This is a genomic window from Pseudomonas oryzihabitans (assembly GCF_007665395.1).
Classification (GTDB): Bacteria; Pseudomonadota; Gammaproteobacteria; order Pseudomonadales; family Pseudomonadaceae; genus Chryseomonas; species Chryseomonas psychrotolerans_C.
Window position 1 is genome coordinate 176,149 of record NZ_VDND01000008.1, and the last position, 18,444, is coordinate 194,592.

The 18,444-nt window shown below is 66.0% G+C and carries 18 protein-coding genes and 1 tRNA gene; 4 read left to right on the forward strand and 15 right to left on the reverse strand.

All coding sequences use genetic code 11. The annotated features are described in order from the left end of the window. Nucleotides 1-84 precede the first annotated feature (84 nt). Nucleotides 85-1,401 carry a DEAD/DEAH box helicase gene (locus tag FSV73_RS17350; RefSeq protein ID WP_145009082.1) on the forward strand — a complete coding sequence of 439 codons (1,317 nt, stop codon included), beginning with the start codon at nt 85-87 and terminating at the stop codon, nt 1,399-1,401. Nucleotides 1,402-1,958: 557 nt separating this feature from the next. On the opposite strand, the gene cysS is transcribed toward FSV73_RS17350, so the two are convergent. Together cysS and FSV73_RS17360 are read right to left on the reverse strand one after the other, a co-directional pair. Beyond that, on the reverse strand, nt 1,959-3,344 hold the full coding sequence (cysS, locus tag FSV73_RS17355; RefSeq protein ID WP_145009083.1) for a cysteine--tRNA ligase: 1,386 nt from the start codon (nt 3,342-3,344) through the stop codon (nt 1,959-1,961). Then, entirely contained in the window at nt 3,344-5,032 is a 1,689-nt protein-coding gene (locus FSV73_RS17360) for a glutamine--tRNA ligase/YqeY domain fusion protein (RefSeq protein WP_145009084.1), read from the reverse strand. The genes cysS and FSV73_RS17360 overlap by 1 nt, the downstream gene beginning before the upstream one ends. A 146-nt stretch (nt 5,033-5,178) precedes the next feature. On the opposite strand from FSV73_RS17360, the gene FSV73_RS17365 reads away from it, so the two are divergent. From FSV73_RS17365 to FSV73_RS17375, 3 genes are all read left to right on the forward strand, one after another. Continuing rightward, nucleotides 5,179-5,673: a peptidylprolyl isomerase gene (locus FSV73_RS17365; RefSeq protein ID WP_007158996.1), complete on the forward strand. Its 495-nt coding sequence runs from the start codon at nt 5,179-5,181 to the stop codon at nt 5,671-5,673. Then, a complete protein-coding gene (lpxH, locus tag FSV73_RS17370; protein ID WP_145009085.1) occupies nt 5,670-6,398 on the forward strand; it encodes a UDP-2,3-diacylglucosamine diphosphatase in 729 nt (242 codons plus the stop codon). Before FSV73_RS17365 ends, lpxH begins: the two co-directional genes overlap by 4 nt. Nucleotides 6,399-6,582: 184 nt before the next feature. Continuing rightward, a complete protein-coding gene (locus tag FSV73_RS17375) occupies nt 6,583-7,395 on the forward strand; it encodes an HDOD domain-containing protein (RefSeq protein ID WP_145009086.1) in 813 nt (270 codons plus the stop codon). A gap of 73 nt (nt 7,396-7,468) precedes the next feature. Here FSV73_RS17375 and FSV73_RS17380 read toward each other — a convergent pair. From FSV73_RS17380 to aroC, 13 genes are all read right to left on the reverse strand, one after another. Further along, nucleotides 7,469-7,558: transfer RNA gene (locus FSV73_RS17380), tRNA-Ser, on the reverse strand. A gap of 532 nt (nt 7,559-8,090) precedes the next feature. Beyond that, nucleotides 8,091-8,828, reverse strand: coding sequence for a proteasome-type protease (locus tag FSV73_RS17385; RefSeq protein ID WP_145009087.1), 738 nt, complete (start codon nt 8,826-8,828; stop codon nt 8,091-8,093). 111 nt (nt 8,829-8,939) lie between these two features. Next, nucleotides 8,940-9,743: a transglutaminase family protein gene (locus FSV73_RS17390; protein WP_145009088.1), complete on the reverse strand. Its 804-nt coding sequence runs from the start codon at nt 9,741-9,743 to the stop codon at nt 8,940-8,942. Further along, nucleotides 9,740-10,693, reverse strand: coding sequence for an alpha-E domain-containing protein (locus FSV73_RS17395; RefSeq protein ID WP_145009089.1), 954 nt, complete (start codon nt 10,691-10,693; stop codon nt 9,740-9,742). The genes FSV73_RS17390 and FSV73_RS17395 overlap by 4 nt, the downstream gene beginning before the upstream one ends. Before the next feature lie 62 nt (nt 10,694-10,755). Next, entirely contained in the window at nt 10,756-12,165 is a 1,410-nt protein-coding gene (locus FSV73_RS17400; protein WP_145009090.1) for a circularly permuted type 2 ATP-grasp protein, read from the reverse strand. A 257-nt stretch (nt 12,166-12,422) separates the two neighbouring features. Beyond that, entirely contained in the window at nt 12,423-12,764 is a 342-nt protein-coding gene (locus tag FSV73_RS17405; RefSeq protein WP_145009091.1) for a ribonuclease E inhibitor RraB, read from the reverse strand. A 104-nt stretch (nt 12,765-12,868) separates the two neighbouring features. Beyond that, nucleotides 12,869-13,720: a polyamine aminopropyltransferase gene (gene speE / locus FSV73_RS17410; protein WP_145009092.1), complete on the reverse strand. Its 852-nt coding sequence runs from the start codon at nt 13,718-13,720 to the stop codon at nt 12,869-12,871. A gap of 92 nt (nt 13,721-13,812) precedes the next feature. Next, complete coding sequence (locus FSV73_RS17415; RefSeq protein ID WP_372237634.1) at nt 13,813-14,025, reverse strand: PLD nuclease N-terminal domain-containing protein; 213 nt, start codon at nt 14,023-14,025, stop codon at nt 13,813-13,815. 105 nt (nt 14,026-14,130) lie between these two features. Next, on the reverse strand, nt 14,131-14,817 hold the full coding sequence (gene mtnC / locus FSV73_RS17420) for an acireductone synthase (protein ID WP_145009093.1): 687 nt from the start codon (nt 14,815-14,817) through the stop codon (nt 14,131-14,133). After that, the gene (locus FSV73_RS17425; RefSeq protein ID WP_145009094.1) at nt 14,814-15,365 is read right to left on the reverse strand and encodes a 1,2-dihydroxy-3-keto-5-methylthiopentene dioxygenase; all 552 of its coding nucleotides are present in this window, start codon (nt 15,363-15,365) and stop codon (nt 14,814-14,816) included. The genes mtnC and FSV73_RS17425 overlap by 4 nt, the downstream gene beginning before the upstream one ends. Next, nucleotides 15,362-15,976 carry a methylthioribulose 1-phosphate dehydratase gene (locus tag FSV73_RS17430; RefSeq protein ID WP_145009095.1) on the reverse strand — a complete coding sequence of 205 codons (615 nt, stop codon included), beginning with the start codon at nt 15,974-15,976 and terminating at the stop codon, nt 15,362-15,364. The genes FSV73_RS17425 and FSV73_RS17430 overlap by 4 nt, the downstream gene beginning before the upstream one ends. Next, on the reverse strand, nt 15,960-17,120 hold the full coding sequence (locus tag FSV73_RS17435) for an MFS transporter (RefSeq protein ID WP_145009201.1): 1,161 nt from the start codon (nt 17,118-17,120) through the stop codon (nt 15,960-15,962). The genes FSV73_RS17430 and FSV73_RS17435 overlap by 17 nt, the downstream gene beginning before the upstream one ends. 172 nt (nt 17,121-17,292) lie before the next feature. After that, the gene (gene aroC, locus FSV73_RS17440; protein WP_145009096.1) at nt 17,293-18,384 is read right to left on the reverse strand and encodes a chorismate synthase; all 1,092 of its coding nucleotides are present in this window, start codon (nt 18,382-18,384) and stop codon (nt 17,293-17,295) included. Nucleotides 18,385-18,444 lie beyond the last annotated feature (60 nt).

Sequence of the window (18,444 nt, forward strand, 5' to 3'; positions counted from 1 at the left end):
CAGCCGCCGCCTGGCTACAAAGTTTGAGCGCGCATCACAGTCGGCCTAGAATTCGCTCCCTTTTCGTCGCCATCCAGGCCTGTCATGACCTTTGCCGACCTCGGCCTCATCGAGCCGCTGCTGAGCGCCCTCACCGCGCTGGAACACAGCACCCCCACTCCCATCCAGCGCCAGGCGATCCCCGCGGTGCTCGCCGGTCGCGACCTGCTGGCCGCCGCCCAGACCGGCACCGGCAAGACCGGCGCCTTCGGCCTGCCGCTGCTGCAGCGGCTGGTGCAGGAAGGGCCGGCGGTTGCGCCCAACCATATCCGTGCGCTGATCCTGACGCCCACCCGCGAACTGGCCGAGCAGGTCCATGCCAGCCTGCGCGACTACGCCCAGGAGCTGCCGCTGCGCACCGCGGTGGCCTATGGCGGCGTCAGCATCAATCCGCAGATGATGAAGCTGCGCAAGGGTGTGGACGTGCTGGTGGCGACCCCGGGGCGCCTGCTCGACCTGTTCAGCCAGAACGCCGTGCGCTTCGACCAGGTGCAGGTGCTGGTGCTCGACGAAGCCGATCGCATGCTCGACCTGGGCTTTTCCCGGCAACTGGGCGAACTGTTCGTCATGCTGCCGCGCAAGCGCCAGACCCTGCTGTTCTCGGCGACCTTCTCCGACGCCGTGCGCCAGCTGGCCGCCCCGGTGCTGCGCGATCCCCAGACTATCGACGTCAGTCCGCGCAACACCGCCGCGGTCACCGTCAAGCAGTGGGTGATACCGGTGGACAAGAAGCGCAAGACCGAGCTCTTCCTGCACCTCTATCGCAGCGGACGCCGCCAGCAGGTGCTGGTGTTCGCCAAGACCCGCAAGGGCGTGGAGCAACTGGTGGAGGCGCTGCAGGCCGAAGGCCTGGCGGCGGAATCCATCCATGGCGACAAGCCCCAGCCCGCGCGGCTGCGCGCCCTCGCCCGCTTCAAGGCCGGCGAGGCGGACATCCTGGTGGCCACCGACGTGGCCGCCCGCGGCCTGGACATCCAGGACCTGCCGTTGGTGGTCAACCTGGACCTGCCCATCGTCGCCGAGGACTATGTCCACCGCATCGGCCGCACCGGGCGCGCCGGCAACCAGGGCCAGGCGGTGTCGTTGGTGTGCGCCGATGAAGTCGAGCAGCTGGCGGCCATCGAGACGCTGATTGGCCAGGTCTTGCAGCGCCGCGACGAGCCGGATTTCATTCCCGACCACCGCGTTCCGGAAACCCGGCCCAATGGCCTAGTGGTGAAGAAGCCCAAGAAGCCGAAGAAACCCAAGGTCGGTGCGCCGGTGTCCGACAAGCCGCTGGGTCGCTGGGTGGAAGACGGCAAGCCCAAGGTCAAGTCGGTGCGCAAGTCGCCCGGTTTCGGCAAGCCGCGCAGCAAATCCTAGGATCGGAGCGGTGCGAGCGGCGCAGCGACGGTGGAGGGATGATCGCGGCCATGGCTGCGATAGACCGTAGGTTGGGCTGAGACGGCTTCATCGTCGAAGCCCAACATTGCCAGCCCGCTTAGGTAAGCCCTGTTGGGCTTCGCTGCGCTCAACCCAACCTACGATGGCTACGCCACATCCCGTCGCCTGGAAAACCGCGCAACGTTTTCCGGGGAGTAGTTGCTCCGGGCACCAGGGGCAGGCGTGGACAAGGCTGCGCCGTTGTCCACCCTACGATGCTGAAAAAGCGGACACTGTTTAGGAGCAGCTGTCTTATCGCAGCCATGGCCGCGATAGACCGTAGGTTGGGTTGAGGGTTGAGGGTTGAGGGTTGAGCGCAGCGAAGCCCAACAAACGTGGCGCAGGCCATGTTGGGCTTCGACGATAGAGCCGTCTCAACCCAACCTACGGGGGCACGTAGTCCCGTCGCCCGGAAAACCGCGCAGCGTTTTCCGGGGATGGTGGACCAGGCCAGACCAGGCGGATGACGCAGAACCGTCATCCACCTGATCTCAGCCCTACTCCGCCAGGCGCCAGGTGGTGCTGCCCTTGCCGTCTTCCAGCACCACGCCCAGGGCGGTGAGCTGGTCGCGGATGCGGTCGGATTCCGCCCAGTTCTTGTCGGCGCGCGCGCTCAGGCGGGCCTGGATCAGCGCCTCGACCTCGGCCGCGTCCACCCGGCCCGCCGCATCGGCGCGCAGGAAGGCTTCCGGCTCCAGCTGCAGCACGCCCAGCACCTCACCCAGTTCGCGCAGCCGCCCGGCCAGGCCGGCCGCCGCGGCAGGATCGCTGTCGCGCAGGCGGTTGATCTCGCGGGCCAGCTCGAACAGCACGCCGCAGGCACCGGCAGTGTTGAAGTCGTCGTCCATGCACTGGGCGAAGCGCTCGGCGTAGCTTTCGCCCCCTTGCGCCGCTGCCTGAGGCAGGCCTTTGAGCGAATGGTAGAAGCGCTCCAGGGCACCCTTGGCTTCGCGCAGGTTGTCTTCCGAATAGTTGATCGGGCTACGGTAGTGGCTGGCGATCAGCAGGTAGCGCACCACTTCCGGGTGGTACTTCTCCAGCACCTCGCGCAGGGTGAAGAAGTTGCCCAGCGACTTGGACATCTTCTCGCCGTTGATGGTGATCATCCCGCAATGCAGCCAGGCGTTGGCGTAGGTCTTGCCGGTGGCGGCCTCGCTTTGGGCGATCTCGTTCTCGTGGTGCGGGAATTCCAGGTCGTTGCCGCCGCCATGGATGTCGAAGGTCTCGCCCAGGCAGCAGGTGGACATCACCGAGCACTCGATGTGCCAGCCCGGCCGCCCGGCGCCCCAGGGCGACGGCCAGCTCGGCTCGCCGGGCTTGGCGGCCTTCCACAGCACGAAGTCCAGCGGGTCTTCCTTGGCCTCGCCCGGCTCGATGCGGGCGCCGATACGCAGGTCCTCGATGCGCCGCCGCGACAGCTTGCCGTAGCCGGCGAAGCGGTTGACCCGGTAGTAGACGTCGCCATTGCCCGGGGCATAGGCGTAGCCCTTGTCGATCAGGGTCTGGATCATGGCGTGCATGCCGCCGATATGGTCGGTGGCGCGCGGCTCCTGGTCGGGCTTGCGGATATTCAGCCGCGCCTCGTCCTCGTGCATGGCCTCGATCATCCGGCCCACCAGGTCGGTGAAGGGCTCGCCGTTGGCATTGGCGCGGTTGATGATCTTGTCGTCGATGTCGGTGATGTTACGCACGTAGGTCAGGTCGTAGCCGCTATGGCGCAACCAACGGGTGATGACATCGAAGGCCACCATGCTGCGACCATGGCCCAGGTGGCAGTAGTCGTAGACGGTCATGCCGCAGACGTACATCCGCACCTGGCCCGGCACCAGTGGCGTGAAGGCTTCCTTGGTCTTGGTCAGGGTGTTGTAGAGGTGCAGCGCCATCATTGCCCCCAGGAGTCGCGCAGGGTCACGGTACGGTTGAACACCGGCTTGCCCAGTGCCGAGTCCTTGAGGTCGACGCAGAAGTAGCCCTCGCGCTCGAACTGGAAGCGGTCTTCCGCCTGGGCCTGGGTCAGCGACGGCTCGGCGCGGCAGCCCTGGAGCACCACCAGGGACTCGGGATTGATGTTGTCGAGGAAGCTGCCACCCTCTTCGCTCTTCTCCGGCTGCGGCGAACGGAACAGGCGATCGTAGAGGCGCACCTCGCACTCCACGCTGCCTTCGGCCGGCACCCAGTGGATCACGCCCTTGACCTTGCGGCCCTCGGGATTCTTGCCCAGGGTGTCCGAATCGTAGCTGCAGCGCAGTTCGACGACGTTGCCGTCGGCATCCTTGATCGCCTCGTCGGCGCGGATCACGTAGCTGCCGCGCAGGCGCACCTCGCCACCCGGCTCCAGGCGCTTGTAGCCCTTGGGCGGATTCTCTTCGTAGTCACCCTGGTCGATGTACAGCTCGCGGGTGAAGGGCAGCTGCCGCACGCCCAGGTCCTGCTTGGGATGCCGCGCCAGCTCCAGGTTTTCCACCTGGCCCTCGGGGTAGTTGGTGATCACCACCTTGAGCGGTTTGAGCACGCACATGGCGCGCGGGGCGTTCTGGTCCAGGTCCTCGCGGATGGCGAATTCCAGCATGGCCACGTCGACCACGCCGTTGGAGCGGGTCACGCCGATCATCTCGCAGAAGTTGCGGATGGCGGCCGGGGTGTAGCCGCGACGGCGATAGCCCGACAGCGTCGACATACGCGGATCGTCCCAGCCATGCACATGGCCTTCGTCCACCAGCTGCTTGAGCTTGCGCTTGCTGGTGACGGTGTAATTCAGGTTGAGGCGGGCGAATTCGTACTGGCGCGGCTGAGCCGGCACCGGCAGATGGGCCAGGAACCACTCGTACAGCGGCCGATGATCCTCGAACTCCAGAGTGCAGATGGAGTGGGTCACGCCTTCCAGGGCATCGGACTGGCCATGGGTGAAGTCATAGCTCGGATAGATGCACCAGGCATCGCCGGTCTGGTGGTGATGGGCATGGCGGATGCGATAGAGGATGGGATCGCGCAGGTTCATGTTGGGCGAGGCCATGTCGATCTTGGCGCGCAGCACCTTCTCGCCATCCTTGAATTCGCCGGCCTTCATGCGGGCGAACAGGTCCAGGTTCTCGGCCACCGAACGGTCGCGGAAGGGGCTGTTGCGACCCGGCTCGGTGAGGCTGCCGCGGTATTCGCGGGCCTGCTCGGGGGTGAGGTCGCAGACATAGGCCAGGCCCTGCTCGATCAGGTTCACCGCCCAGGCGTAGAGCTGGTCGAAGTAGCCGGAGGCGTAGCGCACCTCGCCGGCCCAGTCGAAGCCCAGCCAGTGCACGTCGCTCTTGATGGCGTCGATGTATTCCTGGTCTTCCTTGGCCGGGTTGGTGTCGTCGAAGCGCAGATGGCAGTCGCCGCCGAATTCCTTGGCCAGGCCGAAGTTGACGCAGATCGACTTGGCGTGGCCGATGTGCAGGTAGCCATTGGGCTCCGGGGGGAAACGGGTGACGATCTTGGCCTGCTTGCCGGCGTCCAGGTCGGCCTGGACGATCTGCCGCAGGAAATGCGCGGGGGCGGCTTTGGCGGCGGTGGACGAGTCGGAAGTCGGCTTGCTCATGGGATCCTTAACTGGGCAGACGCACGGCCAGGGTAGGCCGGGCAAAGGTAAACCCGTATCATAGCCCAACCCGTCAAGTCCCGGCGAAACCCTTGAGGCCCTCGCCGGGTCTGGATGCTGTCCCCCTTAGCTACGGATTCGCTGCCATGATCAAGCTGCACACCAACCACGGCGTCATCACCCTGGAACTCTTCGAGGACAAGGCGCCGGAAACCGCGGCCAACTTCAAGGAATACGTCAAGAGCGGTCACTACGACGGCACCATCTTCCACCGTGTGATCAGCAACTTCATGGTCCAGGGCGGTGGTTTCGAGCCGGGCATGAAGCAGAAGCCGACCCGCGCCCCGATCAAGAACGAAGCCAACAACGGCGTTTCCAACGCCATCGGCACCGTCGCCATGGCCCGCACCATGGACCCGCACTCCGCCTCGGCGCAGTTCTTCATCAACGTGTCCGACAACACCTTCCTCAACCACACCGCGCCCACCAGCCAGGGCTGGGGCTATGCAGTGTTCGGCAAGGTGGTCGAGGGCATGGACGTGGTCAACGCCATCAAGGGCGTCGCCACCACCAGCAAGGCCGGTCACCAGGACGTGCCGAGCGAAGACGTGATCATCGAGAAGGCCGAGATCGTCGAGTGATTTTACTGGTCTCCGACCTGCATCTCGAACCGCAACGCCCGGACCTGGTCCGGGCGTTTTTGCATCTCCTCGAAACCCGTGCCCGCGGTGCCGAGGCCCTGTACATCCTTGGCGATCTGTTCGAAGCCTGGATCGGCGACGACGCCATGGGCGCCTTCGAGCAGGAAATCGCCACCGCCCTGCGCCAGCTGGCCGACAGCGGTACGGCCGTCTACCTGATGCATGGCAATCGCGACTTCCTCATCGGCAAGGCCTTTTGTCGCCAGGCCGGCTGCCGTTTGCTGCCGGATCGCCATATCGCCGACTTCCACGGCCGCCGCGTGCTGCTGATGCACGGCGATACCCTCTGCACCCGCGACGAGGGCTACCAGAAGCTGCGCCGCATCCTACGCAACCCCCTCACCCTCTTCGTCCTGCGCCACCTGCCCCTGGCCAGCCGCCAGCAGCTGGCACGCAAGCTGCGCAGCGAGAGTCGCCAGCAGACCCGCGCCAAGGCCATGGACATCACCGACGTGACCGAGGCGGAGGTGGAACGGGAGATGCGCACTGCCCGGGTAACGACCCTGGTGCACGGCCATACCCACCGACCCGCCTGGCATGAGCTGCTGCTCGATGGCCAGCCGGCCGAACGTATCGTGCTGGGGGATTGGGACGCCCGAGGCTGGGTACTGGAAGCCAGCGAAGCGGGTCTGGTCCAGACGGACTTCACCCTCGACGAACGGTAACCGGACGCCCCGACGAACTCAGCCGCAAGGACCCAGGGCCTTGGCGAGCAAGGATTTTTCCGCATACGACGCCAAGGCGCCTGGGCACCCCTGCGACCGATCGTCACATGCCGACTACAGAAATCCATCCAGGCGACCGATGACGAGGGTGTCAGGAGCTGTAACCCTCTCGCGGAGACCGCCTATGCAACTCGACACCCTCTTTGCCCAGCTGCACAACCTGCCCAACGTCCCCGAAGTGGCGCAGGCGCTGATCCAGCAATTCGACGACCCCAACACCAGCATCGAAACCCTGTCGCGCACCGTGGCCCGGGATCCGGTCATCGCGGCCAAGGTCTTGCGCCTGGCCAACTCGGCACGCTTTCGCGGTGCCCGCGAATCCACCAGCATCGAAGACGCCGCCCTGCGCCTGGGCTTCAACACCCTGCGCACCCTGGTCCTGGCCTCGGCCTTCGCCAGCGGCTTCAAGGCCGCGCCCGGCTTCGACCTGCAAGCCTTCTGGTACAACAGCTTCCTGGTCGCCAGCCTATGCAAGCCGCTGGCCAAGCAGGCCGGCCTGGACCAGGAAACCGCCTTCACCTGCGGCATGCTCCACGACATCGGCGAATTGCTGATCCAGAGCGGCGCGCCCGAGCTGGCACCGAGCCTGGCCGGGCGTGCCACCGCCAGCAGCCATCGTGCCGCCGACGAGACCCTGCAGCTGGGCTTCGGTTATCCGGAAGTGGGCGCCGAACTCGCCCGCCGCTGGCAACTGCCCCAGGTGCTGCGCGACGCCATCGCCTTCCAGGCGCGCCCGCTGCAGGCGCCCGAGGACGGTCGCTATGCCTTGATCGTGGCCCAGGCGGTCGCCGTGGCCGAAGTACTGCTGGAAAACGCCGGCGACAGCAAGGTGCTGGACCTGAGCGGGCCGCTGTTCGCCAGCATCGATCTCGAGCAGCTGACGTCGGTACTGCCCAATGCCCGGGACACGGCGGCGACCTTCAGCCAGGCCGCCTGAGCCTGCCGTGCACCAGCAAATCGCAGGCAAGAAAAAACCCCTGGAGCTAAGCTCTCAGGGGTTCTCTCAGATCTGGCGGTGAGGGAGGGATTCGAACCCTCGATAAGATTTCTCCTATACACACTTTCCAGGCGTGCTCCTTCAACCGCTCGGACACCTCACCAGATTTGCTCGGCATCTGCGTCTGCATCACCGAGGCGCGCAACTATAGGCAAAGGTGATTTCGATGGCAAGCTTTTTCTTCAATCGATTCATGCATTTGCACGAAGACCCCGGCCAAGGCAGGACCAGCCAGCGTTCACGGGATGACCGGCCGGTCGCCGAAACCCGCTCGCTGACCGCCGGGAACTCCGACCAACGGTAGCGTCGTAGGCGAAATCCTAATCTACTGAAAACAAAGGGAAAATCGGGCGGAGCGACACTTCTGATAACCCCTTGGTCAGTCAGCGCCACAAAACTGAAATTTATGTTCTATAGCTACTGGATAGTGCTCAAGCCTGCGGGTATCACTAGCTATAGGCCACGGTCGCGCGCGTGCATCCCGCCCAAGACGTAAAGGCTTCAAACAGCTAACAATAAAGGCCCCGAGTCATGTTCAAGAATCCCGTCCCCAAGTGGCGCCAGGCGAGCTTCGTGCTCATCGTCACCACCGTCGTCCTGGTCATCCCCAACCTGTCCCGCTTCTTCGGCTGAGGCTAGCGCCAGTAATCGGCGGGGGGTGCCGGCAGGGCCCCCAGCAGGTCACGCAGCCCCTCTCCCCAGCCCCGTCGCAGGTTCTGGAAGTATTCGTCCTGTTCATCGATCCGATGGCTGCGCACCTGGTCGAGGTGGTCACGGGGATAGACCACCAGATCCAGGGGCAAGCCCACGGACAGGTTGCTGCGGATGGTCGAATCGAAGGACAGCAGCGCGCAACGCAAGGCCTCCTCGAGCGGCGTGTCGAAGGTCAGGGCGCGGTCGAGGATGGGCTTGCCGTACTTGCTCTCGCCGATCTGGAAGAACGGCGTGTCTTCGGTGGCGCTGATGAAGTTGCCATGGGGATAGAGATTGAACAGCTCCGGCTCGGCGCCTTTGATCTGGCCGCCCAGGAGAAAGGAACAACTCAGGTCGAGGCCATGGCCATTGGGCGCATCCTCGGCATCGCGCTGCATGACTTCCCGCAGGGTCTGGCCGAGCAGCCGGGCGGCGTCGTTGAGCGTCGGTACCCCGTGCAGGTTCTCCCCTTCGCTGTCCAGCCGCTGCCGCAGCAGGCTGATGACCGCCTGGGAGGTGGCCAGGTTGCCCGCCGACTGGATGGCGATCAGGCGCTCCCCCGGCACCCTGAACAGGTGCAGCTTGCGGAAGATGGCGATGTTGTCGACCCCGGCATTGGTGCGGGAATCGGCGACGAACACCAGGCCGTCGTGCAGCTTCATGGCAACGCAGTAGGTCATGCGAACCTCGGGTGATGGGTCGGGCTTGGCCGCGACGACTGGCCGCGGCCGGCACGGAGGCAAAAAGAAAAGACGGCCACTGGCCGCCTCTTCATCCGCGTCCGGCTCGGCTCATTGTTGCTGTTGCTGGACCTGCTGCAAAGGCTCGACCAGCACCTTGGCCTCCATCTGCTCCACGCCGCCACCGCGGCGCATGCCGCGCACCGGGCAGGCGTCGAGGTAGTCGAGGCCGATCGCCAGGCGCAGGTGCCGCTCCGGACGGGCCAGGCGGTTGGTCACGTCGTAGCTGTACCAGGCACCGTCGTGCCAGGCTTCGGCCCAGGCATGGCTGGAGAGGTGGGCGCTGTCGTCGGTGCACAGATAGCCGGAGACGTAGCGGGCCGGGATGCCCAGGCTGCGGGCGCAGGCCAGGAAGGCATGGGCATGGTCCTGGCAGACCCCGGCGCCCTTGGCGAAGGCCTGGGCGGCGTTGCCGTCCACCTCGGTGGATCCGGGGATATAGGCCATCCGCTCGTGCAGGCGCTCCATGAGCTGGATGAGGGTGGCGCGATCCCGCTGGCCATCGCAGACGTCACGGGCGAAATCGGCCAGGGCCGCGTCGGCCTCGGTCAGCCGGGTCTGGCGCAGGAAGGGAAAGGGCGAGGCCTGGCAGGGCTCGGCCTCGAAGTCCTCGTCGATCTCCACCTGGCCGCTGGCGGTGATGGTGATGGCGTCGTGCGGGGTGTCCAGGGTCAGCACATGCAGGATGTTGCCGAAGGGATCGCGCTGGGCACGCGCCGGGCGCGGCAGCGACAGCTTCCAGTCCAGGATCGTCTGGCGGGCGTCGCCCTGGGGGGTGAGCCGCAGGTACTGGATGCTGGCCCGGACCTGGTCGGCATAGCGATACAGGGTTTCGTGATGGATCGCGAGTCTCATACGGTCTCCAGGTAAGCGGTATTGATGGCGCTGCCGAGCTGGCGGATATGGACGATGAAGTCACCGATCCAGGGATGCAGGCCTTCGCCCAGCACCTCGTCGATGCTGGTGTAGCGCAGCCGGGCTTCGAGGCCGGCTGCCAGGCGCTTGGCCTCGCGACCGTTCTCGCCCGGCAGGCCGGCCAGCACCCGGTGCAACTCGATCACGCAGGACAGCAGCGAGCGCGGCAGGTCTTCCTTGAGCAACAGCAATTCGGCGCCGTTGCGCACGTTCAAGGCATCGCGATAGAGCTCGGTGTAGGCCTCGAAGGCGCTCAGGGCGCGCAGCAGGGCGCTCCACTGGTAGAAGCCGCGGGCGGAGGAGTCGCTGATGGCCTCGGCCTCCTCCTCGCCCAGCACCTGGTAGCGGGCATCGAGCATGCGCAGGGTGTTGTCGGCGCGCTCGACGAAGGTGCCCAGCCGGATGAAGCGGTAGGCGTCGTTCCTCATGATGGTGCCGACGGTGGCCCCGCGGAACAGGTGGGATCTTTCCTTGACCCATTCGCAGAAGCGGCTGATGCCGAAGCGGATTAGGCCCGTGACGGCGATCTCGCGCATCTCCAGCCAGGTGGAGTTGACGTTTTCCCACATGTCGGCGGTGATGCGCCCTCGCACGGCGTGGGCGTTGGAACGGGCGGCCTGCAGGCAGCAATAGATGCTGCCGGGGTTGCGCTCGTCCAGGGCGAAGAAGTGCAGCAGGCGCTCGGGATGCAGGGCGCCGTGCTGCTCGCGGTAATCGTCCAGGGTGCCGGTGATGAGCAGGGGCATGGCCAGTTCATCCAGCCCACCGCCCTGCCCGCTTTGCGGCATCATCGACAGCGAATAGCTGACGTCCAGCATCCGCGCGAGGTTTTCGGCGCGCTCCAGGTTGCGGGACATCCAGTACAGATCGGCAGCGGTACGACTCAACATGGTGGGGTCGCCTTTCAAAAGTCCTTGCGGGGCCGCCAGGGCGGCCGCTGTGTCGTGGCGGTCTAGTCCTGGACCACCCAGGTGTCCTTGGTGCCGCCGCCCTGGGACGAATTCACCACCAGCGAGCCTTCGCGCAGCGCGACCCGGGTCAGGCCGCCGGGCACCAGGCGCGTTTTGCGGCCGGACAGCACGAAGGGCCGCAGGTCGATGTGGCGTGGCGCGATGCCGTTCTCGACGAAGGTCGGGCAGGTCGACAGCGACAGCGTCGGCTGGGCGATGTAGGCGCTGGGGTTGGCCTTGAGCCGCGCGCGGAAGGCCTCGATCTCGGCGCTGCTGGCGGTCGGCCCGACCAGCATGCCGTAGCCGCCGGAGCCATGGACCTCCTTGACCACCAGCTCGGGCAGGTTGGCCAGCACGTGGGAGAGTTCGTCCGGCTTGCGGCACTGCCAGGTGGGCACGTTGTAGAGGATCGGTTCTTCGCTGAGATAGAAGCGGATCATCTCCGGTACATAGGGGTAGATGGACTTGTCGTCGGCGACCCCGGTGCCGATGGCGTTGGCCAGGATGACGTTGCCGGCGCGGTAGGCCGCCAGCAGGCCAGGCACGCCCAGCAGCGAATCCGGATTGAAGGCCAGCGGGTCGAGGAAGGCGTCGTCGAGCCGGCGGTAGATGACGTCGACCTTCTGGAAGCCCGAGGTGGTGCGCATGAACACCTGTTCGTCGCGTACCAGCAGGTCGGCTCCCTCTACCAGTTCCACGCCCATCTCCCGGGCCAGGAAGGCATGCTCGAAGTAGGCGCTGTTGAAACGGCCGGGGGTGAGCACGGCGACGGTGGGGTTGTTGACCGGCGTGGAGCTGCGCAGGGTGTCGAGCAGCAGGTTCGGATAGTGGTCGATGGGGGCGATGCGCTCGAGGGTGAACAGCTCCGGGAACAGCCGCATCATCATCTTGCGGTTCTCGAGCATGTAAGACACCCCGCTCGGGGTGCGCAGGTTGTCCTCGAGCACGTAGTAGGCACCGTCGCCGTCGCGCACCAGGTCGACCCCGGCGATATGGGCATAGATGCCATTGGGCAGGTCCAGCCCCTGCATCGCCAGCTGGTACTGGTCGTTGGCCAGCACCTGCTCGGCGGGAATGACCCCGGCCTTGATGATGCGCTGGTCGTGGTAGAGGTCGTCGAGGAAGAGGTTCAGCGCCTGGACGCGCTGGATGCAGCCACGCTCGATGATCTGCCATTCGCTGGCGGGAATCGCCCGCGGCAGGGCGTCGAAGGGGATGAGGCGCTCCGTGCCCTGCTCGTCCCCGTAGAGGGTGAAGGTGATGCCGGCGCGATGGAACAGCAGGTCGGCTTCACGCCGCCGCTGGGCCAGGAGTTCAGGGGGTGTTTCACTCAGCCATTGGGCATAGCGACCATAATGCGGTCGGCATTGCGCCTGGACGTCATACATCTCGTTATACAGTTGGCGGCTCATGCCGATCTCCTTGTCACCCACGGTGCACCATCGCAAGCCTCGTGCCAGCGCCAGAGTGTTGAGAATCAAGCGCTTGCGTGAAGGCCAGGCGCAGGTTGCACCAAAGCCAGGCACCTGGACGTGCGCGTGCACCGCAACGTCTCCGTCATGAGCCTAAGACGGTGCGCTGCGCCGAAAGTGCGATGGTTGAGGGGCGGAGCCGTTACCTGAGGTGAAAGCCGGTATCCCCCTGGAATACCGGCCCGGAGAGCAGACGGTCAGGCGGAGCTACGATTGACTTCCTGAGTGACGCCCCAGCCGTCCAGCTGGCCGCCGAGCGGGACCACCACGGCCTCGAGATCACTCTCGAAGTCGTCGATGGTGGCGTGGGTGGCGAACATCACTTTGCTGACCTGCAGGTGCCAGCCGCCCTCCTCGTGGGGGATCACCTGGGTGTTCAGGGATTCGCCGTGAAACTGGTCCGCGGCGATGCGGGCCTTGCCTTCATCGGCGAAGATGGCGAAGAAGTCGATCGGATGGAAGCGGGCGAAATCGAAGCCGCCCTCTTTCATCCGCTGCAGCAGGTTCAAGCTCACATCATCGGCAAACGACAAGGACATGGGACTACCCTCCTCTGGTTCGGATGACTCGCTCGCTGGGCTGTCGCTACCGACGCCCAGCGAGTCGCGGCTGAAGACTCGAACGGTACTGCGACCACCAGGGCTCACGCCTTGCCGATGGCCTCCAGCACATATCGAGGTAGAGCAAAGGCAGCGGCATGCAGCTCCGGCGTGTAGTAACGGGTCTGGATGCCTGTTTCACTGTAGCGCTTCGCCAGGGTTTCGGCACTCAGCCGACGCAAGGTAGGGTCCTTGCTCCCCCAGGCGAGGGTCATGACACCTCCTATGTAGGTAGGCACCGCCGACAGGTAAAAGTGCCAGTCGGCGAACAGGCCCGCCATGCGGCTCGCGGTGGTCTTGACCTCTTCCAGTTGCAGGAAGGGGGTACCGTTCTGCGCCACCATCAGGCCGCCCTCGTTCAGGCAGCGGTGGCAGGCCTGGTAGAAATTCTCCGAGAAGAGCACCTCGGCCGGCCCGATGGGATCGGTCGAATCGGAGATGATGACGTCGTAGCGCTCCTGGGTGTTGGCGACGAAGTTCATGCCGTCGTCGATCACCAGGTTCAGCCGCGCATCGTCGAAGGCGCCGGCGGAATGGCCGGGGAAGAATTGCTTGCACATCTCCACCACCGAGGCGTCGATCTCGACCATGGTGATGTGTTCGACATCCGGGTGCTTGGCCACTTCGCGGAGGATACCGCCGTCCCCACCACCGATGATGAGCACCCGCTTCGGCGCCGGATGGGCCAGCAGGGGCACGTGGGTGAGCATCTCGTGATAGATGAATTCATCGGCCTCGGTGGTCTGGATGACGCCATCCAGGGCCATGACCTTGCCCAGCACGGGATTCTCGAAGATCACCAGGTGCTGATGCGCGGTGCGCACCTCATGGAGCATGCGCGCGACGGCGAAGCTCTGGCCGTAGCCAGCGTAGAGGGTTTCCAGGTAGTCGCTCATGTCGATCTCCGCAGGTGGCAGGCCGAGACGAACAATGCCCGGCCAAAAGCCGGGCATTGTAAGAGCTGGATGTGACAGGCTCCAGCGTCGCGCTAGCCCTTGTGGGTCGGCGCGGTGGCCGAGCGATTGCCGCGCGGACCGGCGGCGGCCCAGGCGATCAGGCCGATCACCGGCAGCACGATGATGAGCACCGTCCAGCCGATCTTGGCGTTGTTGGTGCTGTCACTGCGGATGACGTTGACGATGGCCCAGATGTCGAGCAGGAAGACGATGAAGCCCAGTACACCGCCGATGGTGGAATTGATCATGTCGCGACTCCCGTTACGAGGACACAGGTCTCGTCAGTTGGGACTGGCGATGGCGGCGCCGAGTTCGGCCGGCTCGCTTGGGCAGCGGCGCCGGCCGCGGGCTCACGCGAAGCAGGCCAGATCGATTTCGGCGAAGGACGCGACGCAGGGATGATCGCCCAGCTGGCCGCCGGCGCGGACCAGGCCACAGGTCGGCAGACCCGCCTGGCGCGCGGCATCCAGCTCTTCCACCACGTCGGAAAGAAACAGCAGGTCCGCCGACTCGTGGGTGGTGGCCGAGGCGATGCGCGCATAGGACGCGGCGTCGCGCTTGCCGCCGGTCAGGGTATCGAAATACCCGGAAAACAAAGGGGTGAGATCGCCGTGCTCCGAGCAGCCGAAGATCAGCTTCTGCGCCTGTATCGATCCCGAGGAATAGACGTACAGCGGCAGCCCGGCCGCGTGCCACTGGCGTAGCGCCTGGACCGCGTCGGGATAGACGTGCCCCTTGAGGGTGCCGGCGCGATAGCCCTGCTCCCACACCTGTCCCTGCAGGGCCTTGAGCGGCGTGGCCTTGCGGTCGCTGGCGATCCATTCCAGGAGGATGGCGATCACCCGCTCCACGTCGGCGTCCAGCTCGCCGGCTTCGGCGCGCACGGCGTCGAGCTGCTCGGCCACCGCCGGCTCCCCGGCCTGGGCGCGCACCAGCGCCGGGAGGTGCTCGCGGGCATAGGGAAAGAGCACGTCGAAAACGAAGCTGACGGCGCTGGTGGTGCCTTCGATATCGGTGAGGATGCCCTTGATCGTCACGCCTCGACCTCCAGGCGCGGGAAGCGCTGGGCGATGTCGACGCCGGTGAAGTGGGCCACCCAGCCGTCGGGATTGTCGAACAGGCGGATGGCGACGAAGGACGGCGACTCGCTCATGTCGAACCAGTGCGGCGTACCGGCCGGGACCGAGATGAGGTCGTCCTTCTCGCAGAGCACGGCGTAGACGTGATCGTCGATGTGCAGGGTGAAGAGCCCCTGGCCGGCGACGAAGAAGCGCACCTCGTCCTCGTTGTGGCGGTGCTCTTCGAGGAACTTGGCGCGCAGCGCCTCCTTCTGCGGATGCTCCGGACTCATGCTGATGACGTCGACGGTCTGGTAGCCACGCTCTTCGATCAGGCGGTCGATCTCGGGCCGGTAGGCGGCGATCACCTCCTCCTGGCTGGCACCGGGCGCCACCGGGGCGGTGGCCTGCCAGCGCTCGAAACGCACCCCGACCTCGGCCAGGGTGGCGGCGATGTGTTCGCCGTCGCTGATCACCTTCAGCGGCTGGCGGGGTTCGGCATCGTGGTAGACGGTCAGTCGGCTCATGGGCGCAGGCTCCGGGTCTTGAGTTCGCATTCGAAGAGGAATTCGAAGGCTTCCACGTGACGCAGGGCGTCAGCCATGCGTGGACCCCAAGTATAGAGGCCGTGGCCGCGGATCAGGTACCCCACGCAGTCGGGATGGACGTCGAGCCAGGCCTGTACCTGTTCGGCCAGGCGCGGGATGTCCTGGTCGTTGGCAAACACCGGGATTTCAACCCGGACCTCATGGGTGGTGACGCCGTGCAGGGCCTTCTGCAATTCGTAGCCTTCCAGCAGCAGGCGATCGCCCTGCAGCTCGCGGGACAGCACCGTGGAATTCACCGAGTGGGTGTGCAGCACCGCGCCGATCTCCGACTGCCAGCGATAGAGCTGGGTGTGCAGCGCCGTCTCGGCGGAGGGCTTCTTCGGCTCCAGCGGGTTGCCGTCGAGGTCGGTGGCGAGGATATCGTCCAGTTCGAGCTGGCCCTTGTGCTTGCCGGAGACGGTCAGCAGCAGGCGGCTGTCGGACAGGCGCACCGAATAGTTGCTGCTGGTGGCCGGCGACCAGCCACGGCCGTAGAGGAAGCGACCGGCGTCGATGATTTCCCGGGCCAGTTGCTCACGCTGCTGGATCATGGAGGGTTCTCCTTAGGGACAAGAGGATGAGGAAGGCGCCGGCCAGCGCCGCCAGGCTGGCACCGACGAAGGCGGCGAAGGCGCCGGATACCTGCCAGGCATAGCCAGCATACAGGGCACCGAGCGCCCCGCCAGCCCCGGACAGCGCGGCATAGAGGGCCTGCGCCTGGCCTTGGCGACGGCGGTCGAACTGCGCCTGGATGAACTGGATGGCCGAGGCGTGGAAACAGCCGAAGGTGGCGGCATGCAGCAGCTGGGCGAACAGCAGCACCGGCAGCTGATCGGCCAGGGCACCCAGCAGCAGCCAGCGGCCGGCGGCGATCAGGAAGGCGGCCACCAGCAACCGGGACAGGGCGATGCGCGCCAGCAGCTGCGGCATCGCCAGGAAGATCAGCACCTCGGCGATCACGCCCAGCGACCACAGCTGGCCGATGATGCCGCGGCTGTAGCCCAGCTCTTCCAGGTGCAGGGTGAAGACTGTGTAGTAGGGCCCATGGGACAGCTGCATCAACGCCGCGGCGCTGAAGAAAGCCAGTACCCGCGGCTGGCGCAGGGTGGTCAGGAAGGGCTCCGCCGGCGCCTCGGGGCGTTGCCCGGGGTCCACCTTCACCCCGGGGACCGCCAGCGAGGCGAGCAGGATGATCGCCATCACCAGCAGCAGGTAGGCCGGATAGAGATCCAGGCTGACATATTCGAAGGCCCAGCCGAGGCCCGCCACCGCGGCGATGAAGCCGATGGAGCCCCAGAGGCGAATACGGGCGTAACGCTGCGGCTGGTCGCGCAGATGGGCCAGGGTGATGGCCTCGAATTGCGGCAGCACGGCGTGCCAGAAGAAGGCATGCCCAGCCATGATCAGCGCCAGCCAGGCGAAGCCCTGGCCCAGGTAGATGCCGGAAAAGCACAGCAGGGTGCAGGCGGCGCCCAGACGGACGATGCTCAGGCGGCGACCGGTGCGATCAGCCAGCCAGCCCCAGAGGTTGGGCGCCAGCACCCGCATCACCATGGGAATGGCCACCAGTTGGCCGATGGCGGTGCCGGAGAAGCCGAGGTGGTGGAAGTACAGCCCCAGGTAGGGCGCCGTGGCGCCCAGCAGCGCGAAGTAGGCGAAATAGAAGCCCGACAGGCGCCAATAGGGAACCGGCAGCGTCCGCCCCGCGCTGGGCACCCGTGCCGGTTCTTGCGAGCTAGCGCCGGACAAGGCGAACAGGCCCGCGAGACGGATCGGACCCACGCTCGGCTGCACGGGGCGCAGACGAGCGGTTCGACGGCCCGTTCAACGCAGCTCGGTCGCTACGCCGCTGATCATGGCCAGAGGCTCAGAGCTGCGGCAGCACGGGCGTGGCAACCCGCACCTCGGCGTTCTGCGCGCGCTGGCGCAGCAGGTGATCCATCAGCACCAGCGCCATCATGGCCTCGGCGATGGGCGTGGCGCGGATCCCCACGCAGGGATCGTGACGGCCCTTGGTGATGACCTCGACCGGCTGGCCGTGCACGTCGATGGAGCGGCCCGGGGTGGTGATGCTCGAGGTGGGCTTGAGCGCCAGGTGGGCGACGATGGGCTGGCCGGAGGAGATGCCGCCCAGCACGCCACCGGCGTTGTTGGTCAGGAAACCTTCAGGGGTCAGCTCGTCGCGGTGCTCGGTGCCACGCTGGGCGACGCTGGCGAAACCGGCGCCGATCTCGACACCCTTCACCGCGTTGATGCTCATCAGCGCATAGGCCAGCTCGGCGTCGAGACGGTCGAAGATCGGCTCGCCCAGGCCCGGCGGCACCCCTTCGGCGACCACGCTGATCCGCGCGCCCACCGAATCCTGATCACGACGCAGCTGGTCCATGTAGGCCTCCAGCTCCGGGACCTTGCTCGGATCGGGGCTGAAGAAGGCGTTCTCTTCGACGCTGTCCCAGGTCCGGAAGGGAATCTCGATGGGCCCTAGCTGGCTCATGTAGCCACGTACCCGGATGCCCTGGGTGGCCAGGTACTTCTTGGCGATGGCGCCGGCCGCCACGCGCATGGCGGTCTCCCGCGCCGAGCTGCGGCCGCCACCGCGGTAGTCGCGCAGGCCGTACTTGTGGTGGTAGGCGTAGTCGGCATGGGCCGGGCGGAACAGGTCCTTGATCGCCGAGTAGTCCTTGGACTTCTGGTCGGTGTTGCGGATCAGCAGGCCGATGGGCGTGCCGGTGGTGACCCCCTCGAAGACCCCGGAGAGGATCTCCACCTCGTCCGCTTCCTGGCGCTGGGTGGTGTGGCGGCTGGTGCCGGGCTTGCGGCGATCCAGGTCGCGCTGCAGGTCGGCGGTGTCCAGCGGCAGTCCGGGCGGGCAACCGTCGACGATGGCGACCAGCGCCGGACCATGGCTTTCGCCAGCGGTGGTGACGGTGAACAGCGTGCCGAGGGTATTGCCGGACATGCGAGGGCTCCGCGCTACGGGTGAAAGGTGTAGATTCGACTGGAAGTGGGCGATTTTACA